Source organism: Brachybacterium sp. HMSC06H03, assembly GCF_001807385.1.
Taxonomy (GTDB): Bacteria; Actinomycetota; Actinomycetes; order Actinomycetales; family Dermabacteraceae; genus Brachybacterium; species Brachybacterium conglomeratum.
This window is the reverse complement of sequence record NZ_KV788734.1, coordinates 1-6656: the sequence shown is the minus strand read 5'-3', so window position 1 is coordinate 6656 and position 6656 is coordinate 1. Positions and strand designations below refer to the sequence as shown.

The window sequence follows — 6656 nt, the reverse complement described above, 5'->3', positions numbered from 1 at the left end:
CTGCGGGGCGCCGCGGCCGCCCCGCTGGGCGCTCGCGGAGCGGTCGGCGCCGCGGAGCCGGAGACCTCGGCTGCGGGAGGCGATGCTCATTCCCGCCCCAGATCCCGGTGGCGGATCCGCACCGCGTGCCCGGCGGTGCGCAGCTCGTCGCCGATCCGCTCCGAGACCGCGACGGAGCGGTGCTTGCCGCCCGTGCAGCCGATCGCGAGGGTGGTGAAGTGCTTGTTCTCGGTGCTGTAGCCGCGCAGCACCGGGGTGATCATCTCGATGTACCGCTCGACGAACTCGGCGGCGTTCGCGTCGCCGAGCACGAACTCGGCGACGTCGGCGTCGGTGCCTCGCTTGGGACGCAGCTCCGGCACCCAGTACGGGTTGGGGATGAAGCGCACGTCGCTGACGTGGTCGGCCTCCAGCGGGATCCCGTACTTGAAGCCGAAGGACAGCATCGTCACGGTCAAGCGCTGCTCCTCGCCGGTGCCGAACAGCGAGCGCATCTTCATCGTCAGCTCGTGCACGTTCAGCGGAGAGGTGTCGATGACGAGGTCGGCGGTGCGCCGGTAGCGGGCGAGCATCTCGCGCTCGCGGCGGATGCCCTCGAGCACGCCCTCCTCGCCCTGCAGCGGGTGGGGGCGGCGCACCGAGTCGAAGCGCCGCACGAGGGTGGGCTCGTCGGCCGTGAGGAAGAGCAGGCGCAGGCGCAGATCGGCCTTGCGCAGCTCGTCGACGACCTCGCCGAGCTCCGTGAAGAAGGGGCCGGAGCGCGGGTCGACCACGACCGCGAAGCGGTTCTCGCGGCCGACGGCGGAGGCCTGCAGCTCGTAGAGCGTGCCGATCAGCTGCGGGGCGATGTTGTAGACCACGTACCAGCCCATGTCCTCCAGGGCGTGCGCGGCGGTCTCCCGTCCGGCCCCGGCGAGCCCGGTGATGATGACCACGTCGCCTCGGGTGTCCGTGGTCGGGCTCGGGATGGACTCCTCGGTCACGGGTGCTCCTTCCGGATCGGGGGTGGACGGGCCTCGCTCTCAGCCCTCGAGGATCTCGCCGGTCGCCATGTCGACGGTGACGCCGAGGGCGTCGTCCGCGGTGTCGGCGTCCGAGGCGGTTCCCTGCTCGGATGTTAGCGCGGCGGTGATCTGCGCGGCCAACGCGGGCCCGATCCCGTCGACCTCCGTGAGCTGTTCCTCGCTCGCCTCGCGGATCGCGGAGACGGTGACGAAGCGGTCCAGCAGCGCGCGGCGCCGGGCCGGGCCGAGGCCCGGGATGCCGTCCAGGGCGCTGGCCTGCATGGCCCGTCCGCGCTTGGAGCGGTGGTAGGTGATGGCGAAGCGGTGCGCCTCGTCGCGCAGGCGCTGGACGAGGAAGAGCGCCTCGGAGCTGCGAGGCAGGATGACGGGGTACTCCTCCCCCGGCAGCCAGATCTCCTCGAGCCGCTTGGCGATCCCGGCCAGGGCGATGTCAGTGATCCCGAGCTCGTCGAAGGCACGCTGCGCGGCGGCGACCTGCGGCGGGCCGCCGTCGACGAGGATCAGCGAGGGCGGGTACGCGAACCGCTTGAAACGGCCGGTCTCCTCGTCCTCCGTCGGCTCGGGCGGGTCGAGGTGGTGCTTCAGCCGGCGCGTGATCACGTCGTGCATGGAGGCGGTGTCATCCCGGGCGGCGGCGCCGGAGACCGAGTAGCGGCGGTACTCGCTCTTCTTGGGCAGGCCGTCCTCGAACACCACCTGGGAGCCGACGACGTTGGTGCCCTGGGAATGGGAGATGTCGAAGCACTCGATCCGCAGCGGCGGCTCGGCGAGGTCGAGCGCCTCCCCCAGGTCCTCGAGCGCCTTGGTGCGCGCGGTGAGGTCGCCGGTGCGCTTGAGGCGGTGCAGGCGCAGCGCCTCGGTCGCGTTCTCGCCGACCGTGACGAGCAGGTCCTTCTTCTCGCCACGCTGCGGGACGCGCAGGTCCACGCGGGGCCCGAGCAGCTCGCGCACCTGGGAGAGGTTCGTCGGCAGGATCGGGACGAGCACCTCCTTCGGGGCGTTCCCCTCGGTGTACAGGGTGGCCAGGGCGCGCTCGACGAGGTCCGGCGCGGTCGACTCGTCGAGGATCTCCGCGGTCCAGCCGCGCTGGCCGCGGATCCGTCCGCCGCGCACGTGGAAGACCTGCACGGAGGCCTCGAGCTCGTCCTGGGCGAGGCCGATCAGGTCGGCGTCGGTCGCGTCGGACAGGACCACGGAGTTCTTCTCCATCACCTTCTCGAGTGCCTGGAGGTCGTCGCGGAGGCTCGCGGCGGTCTCGTAGTCCATCGCCGCGGCCGCGGCCCTCATCCGCTGCTCGATGCGGCGGGTGTACTTCGAGGTGTTGCCGGCCATGAAGTCCGCGAACTGCTCGGCGAGCCGCCGGTGCTCGTCCTCGGAGATGTCGCCGACGCAGGGCGCCGCGCACTTGCCGATGAAGCCGAGCAGGCAGGGCCTGCCCGACCGCTCGGCCCGCCGGTACACCCCCGCGGTGCAGGAGCGGATCGGGAACACCCGCAGCATCAGGTCGAGGGTCTCGCGGATCGCGCCGACCTGCGGGTAGGGCCCGAAGGTGCGGTCTCCCTTGGCGCGCGGCCGACGGGTGATGTGCACCCGCGGCACCTTCTCCCCCATCGTGATCACGAGATAGGGATAGGACTTGTCGTCGCGGAACTTGACGTTGAACCGGGGATCGAACTCCTTGATCCACGTGTACTCGAGGGTGAGCGCCTCGACCTCGGTGCCCACCACGGTCCACTCGACGCTCGCGGCGGTGGTGACCATGCGCCGGGTGCGCTCGTGCAGGACGGAGAGGTCCTGGAAGTAGTTCACCAGGCGCTGGCGGAGGTTCTTCGCCTTGCCGACGTAGATGACACGGCCGTGCGCGTCCCGGAACCGGTAGACCCCCGGCCTCGTGGGGATCGTGCCGGTCGCGGGGCGATAGGTCGCCGGATCAGCCATGGCTCCGCCTGCTCAGCGGGCCGCGGCCGCGCCCGCTCGTCCGCCCTCGAGCATCGGGGCGAGGAAGCGGCCGGTGTAGGAGCCCTCGACCTTCGCCACCTTCTCCGGGGTGCCGGTGGCGACGATCCTCCCGCCGCCGGCGCCGCCCTCGGGGCCGAGGTCGATCACGTGGTCGGCGGTCTTGATGACGTCGAGGTTGTGCTCGATGACGATCACGGAGTTGCCCTTGTCCACGAGGCCCTCGAGCACCTCGAGGAGCTTGCGCACGTCCTCGAAGTGGAGGCCCGTCGTCGGCTCGTCCAGCACATAGATCGTGCGGCCGTTGGAGCGCTTGTGCAGCTCGGAGGAGAGCTTCACGCGCTGCGCCTCGCCGCCCGAGAGGGTGGTCGCGGACTGGCCGAGCTTCACGTAGCCGAGGCCCACGTCGACCAGTGTCTGCATCTGGCGGCGGATCGCGGGGACGGCGTCGAAGAACTCGAGCGCCTCGGCGATGGACATGGCCAGCACCTCGGCGACGTTCTTGTCCTTGAACTTCACCTCGAGCGTCTCGCGGTTGTAGCGCTGGCCCTTGCAGACCTCGCACTGCACGTACACGTCGGGCAGGAAGTTCATCTCGATCTTCAACGTGCCGTCGCCGGAGCAGGCCTCGCAGCGCCCGCCCTTGACGTTGAAGGAGAAGCGCCCGGCGGTGTACCCCCGGATCTTCGCCTCGTTGGTCTGGGCGAAGAGGGTTCGCACCCGGTCCCACACGCCCGTGTAGGTGGCGGGGTTCGAGCGCGGGGTGCGGCCGATCGGCGACTGGTCCACGTGGACGACCTTGTCGAGGTGCTCGAGACCGGTGACGCGCTTGTGCCGCCCGGGCACGACGCGGGAGCGATTGAGCTCCTTGGCCAGGACCGAGTACAGGATGTCGTTGACCAGGGACGACTTGCCCGAGCCGGAGACGCCGGTGACGGCGGTGAGCACGCCGAGCGGGAAGGAGACGTCCTGCCCGGTGAGGTTGTTCGCGCGGGGCGCGACGACCTTCAGCATCCGCTCCTTGTCCACGGGGCGGCGCACCGCGGGCACGGGGATCTCCAGCTCGCCGGAGAGATAGCGGCCGGTGAGGGAGTCGGGGTTCTGCTTCAGGTCCTCGACGGGGCCGGAGTGGACCACCTTCCCGCCGTGCTCGCCGGCGAGCGGGCCGATGTCCACGACCCAGTCGGCCGAGTTGAGCGTGTCCTCGTCGTGCTCGACGACGATGAGGGTGTTGCCGAGGTCGCGCAGGCGCTCGAGGGTCGCGATGAGGCGCTCGTTGTCGCGCTGGTGCAGGCCGATGGAGGGCTCGTCGAGGACGTAGAGCACGCCGACGAGGCCCGAGCCGATCTGAGTGGCGAGGCGGATGCGCTGCGCCTCTCCGCCGGAGAGGGTGCCGGCCGCGCGGGCCAGGGAGAGGTAGTCCAGGCCCACGTCGAGCAGGAAGCCGAGGCGGGAGCGGATCTCCCGGAGCACCTCGTCGGCGATCGCGGCCTCCCGCACCCCGAGCTCGAGGCCCTGGTGGAAGGCGAGCGCGTCGCCGATCGACATCTCGCAGACCTCGGCGATGGACTTCCCGCCGACGGTCACGGCGAGCACCTCGGGGCGCAGACGCGCACCCTGGCAGGCGGGGCAGGGCACCTCGCGCATGAACTGCTCGTAGCGCTCCTTGGCCCAGTCGGACTCGGTATCGCTGTGACGCCGCTCGAGGAAGTGCATGACGCCCTCGAAGCCCGTGGAGTAGGTGCGCTCGCGTCCGAAGCGGTTGCGGTACTTCACGTGCACCTTGAAGTCCTTGCCGTGCAGCAGCGCCTCCTTCGCACGCTCGGGAAGCGCGCGCCAGGGGGTGTCCATCGAGAAGGCGAGCTCCTCGGCGAGGCCGGACATGACCTCCTGGTGGCGGTCGGCGTGCCCCATGGCCCACGGGGCGATCGCGCCGCCGGCGAGCGAGAGGTCCTCGTCGGGGATCACGAGCTCAGGATCGACCTCGAGCCGCTGACCCAGGCCCGTGCACTCGGGGCAGGCGCCGTAGGGGGCGTTGAAGGAGAAGGTGCGCGGCTCGATGTCGTCGATCGCGAGGGGGTGGTCGTTCGGGCAGGCACGCTTCTCGGAGAAGCGGCGGGTGCGCTGCGGATCCTCGTCGTCGCGGTCCACGTAGTCGACCATCAGGATGCCCTCGGCCAGCCGCAGCGCGGTCTCGACCGAGTCGGTGAGGCGACGGCGCGCGCCGGGCTTCGCGGAGAGGCGGTCGACGACCACCTCGATGGTGTGCTTGTAGCGCTTGTCGAGGCTGATCTCCTCGTCCAGGCGGCGGTTGTCCCCGTCGATGCGGGCGCGGGCGTAGCCCTGGGAGCGCAGGGAGCTGAGCAGGTCCTGGTGCTCGCCCTTGCGGCCCTGGACGACGGGTGCCAGCAGCTGGAAGCGGGTGCCGGGCTCCTCCTCGAGGAGGGTGTCCACGATCTGTTCGGCCGAGGAGGAGGTGACCAGCTCGCCGCAGACGGGGCAGTGCTGCTCGCCGGTGCGGGAGAACAGCAGGCGCAGGTAGTCGTAGATCTCGGTGATCGTGCCGACGGTGGAGCGCGGGTTGCGGTTGGTGGACTTCTGGTCGATCGAGACCGCCGGGGAGAGCCCCTCGATCAGGTCGACGCTGGGCTTGTCCATCTGCCCGAGGAACTGCCTCGCATAGCTGGAGAGCGACTCGACGTAGCGTCGCTGCCCCTCGGCGAAGATGGTGTCGAAGGCCAGGGAGCTCTTGCCGGAGCCGGACAGACCGGAGAACACCACCAGCTTGTCGCGGGGGATGTCGATGTCGATGTTCTTGAGGTTGTGCTCGCGCGCACCACGGACGACCAGGGAATCAGTCACCCCGGCATTCTAGGGGCGCACACCGACCTTCGAACAGTTGTTCGGGGGAGATAAGGGCGACATACTGTCCCCATGAACGATCATGAGTACACCGGACATGTCGAGCCGGGCGGCGAGCCCGCCGTGCGAGACCTGGAGCACCTGCAGATCCGCAAGGTGTCTGTCGGGCCGATGGACAACAACGCCTACCTGCTGACCTGTCGGTCGAGCGGCGCCCAGCTGCTGATCGATGCGGCCGCTGACCCCGTCGCCCTGCGCCGCATGATCGCGGCGGGCGCCGAGCACAACTGGCTGGACATCATCCTCACCACTCACTCCCACCACGACCACGTGGGCGCTCTGGCGGAGATGGTCGCGGCGACCGGCGCCCGCACCGCCGCCGGTGCGGAGGACGCGAAGGAGATCGCGGAGAAGATCGACCTCCCCCTCGCCCACGGCGACGTGATCGAGTTCGGCGAGCAGCGGGTGGAGATCATCCACCTGCGCGGCCACACCCCCGGCTCGGTCGCGGTGCTGTGGCGCGGCGGCGAGGAGGGCGACCACCTCTTCACCGGCGATTCCCTCTTCCCCGGCGGGGTGGGCAACACCGACCGGGACCCGCAGCGCTTCGCGCAGTTGATCGACGACGTCGAGCAGCGGATCTTCGACCGGCTGGGCGACGGGACCTGGGTGTACCCGGGCCACGGCGACGACACCACGCTCGGGGCCGAGCGGGCCTCCCTACCGGCCTGGCGCGAGCGGGGCTGGTGACCTCTCCCCCGCCGGGCACCCCCGCGCCCGCCCCGGCGCGGTGCGTGCTCGGTCGCGGGGCGG

The 6656-nt window shown here is 70.6% G+C and carries 4 protein-coding genes; 1 reads left to right on the top strand and 3 read right to left on the bottom strand.

All coding sequences use genetic code 11. From position 1 onward, the window contains the following. Positions 1–86 precede the first annotated feature (86 nt). Genes rapZ through uvrA form a run of 3 tightly spaced genes read right to left on the bottom strand, consistent with a single transcriptional unit; the run spans position 87 to position 5843 of the window. Complete coding sequence (rapZ, locus tag HMPREF3159_RS06340; protein WP_070500180.1) at positions 87–983, bottom strand: RNase adapter RapZ; 897 nt, start codon at positions 981–983, stop codon at positions 87–89. 39 nt (positions 984–1022) lie between these two features. Beyond that, positions 1023–2963: an excinuclease ABC subunit UvrC gene (uvrC, locus tag HMPREF3159_RS06335; protein WP_070500179.1), complete on the bottom strand. Its 1941-nt coding sequence runs from the start codon at positions 2961–2963 to the stop codon at positions 1023–1025. Between the two features lie 12 nt (positions 2964–2975). Further along, positions 2976–5843: an excinuclease ABC subunit UvrA gene (uvrA, locus tag HMPREF3159_RS06330; protein WP_070500178.1), complete on the bottom strand. Its 2868-nt coding sequence runs from the start codon at positions 5841–5843 to the stop codon at positions 2976–2978. Positions 5844–5915: 72 nt separating this feature from the next. Between uvrA and HMPREF3159_RS06325 the strand changes: the two genes are divergently transcribed. Beyond that, positions 5916–6593 (top strand): MBL fold metallo-hydrolase, encoded by a 678-nt coding sequence (locus tag HMPREF3159_RS06325; RefSeq protein WP_070500177.1) that lies wholly within the window; start codon positions 5916–5918, stop codon positions 6591–6593. Positions 6594–6656: the final 63 nt, after the last annotated feature.

Coding starts and splice junctions, on each gene's coding strand:
- uvrC (WP_070500179.1), bottom strand. CDS start 2,963: ATGGCTGATCCGGCGACCTATCGCCCCGCGACCGGCACGATCCCCACG.
- HMPREF3159_RS06325 (WP_070500177.1), top strand. CDS start 5,916: ATGAACGATCATGAGTACACCGGACATGTCGAGCCGGGCGGCGAGCCC.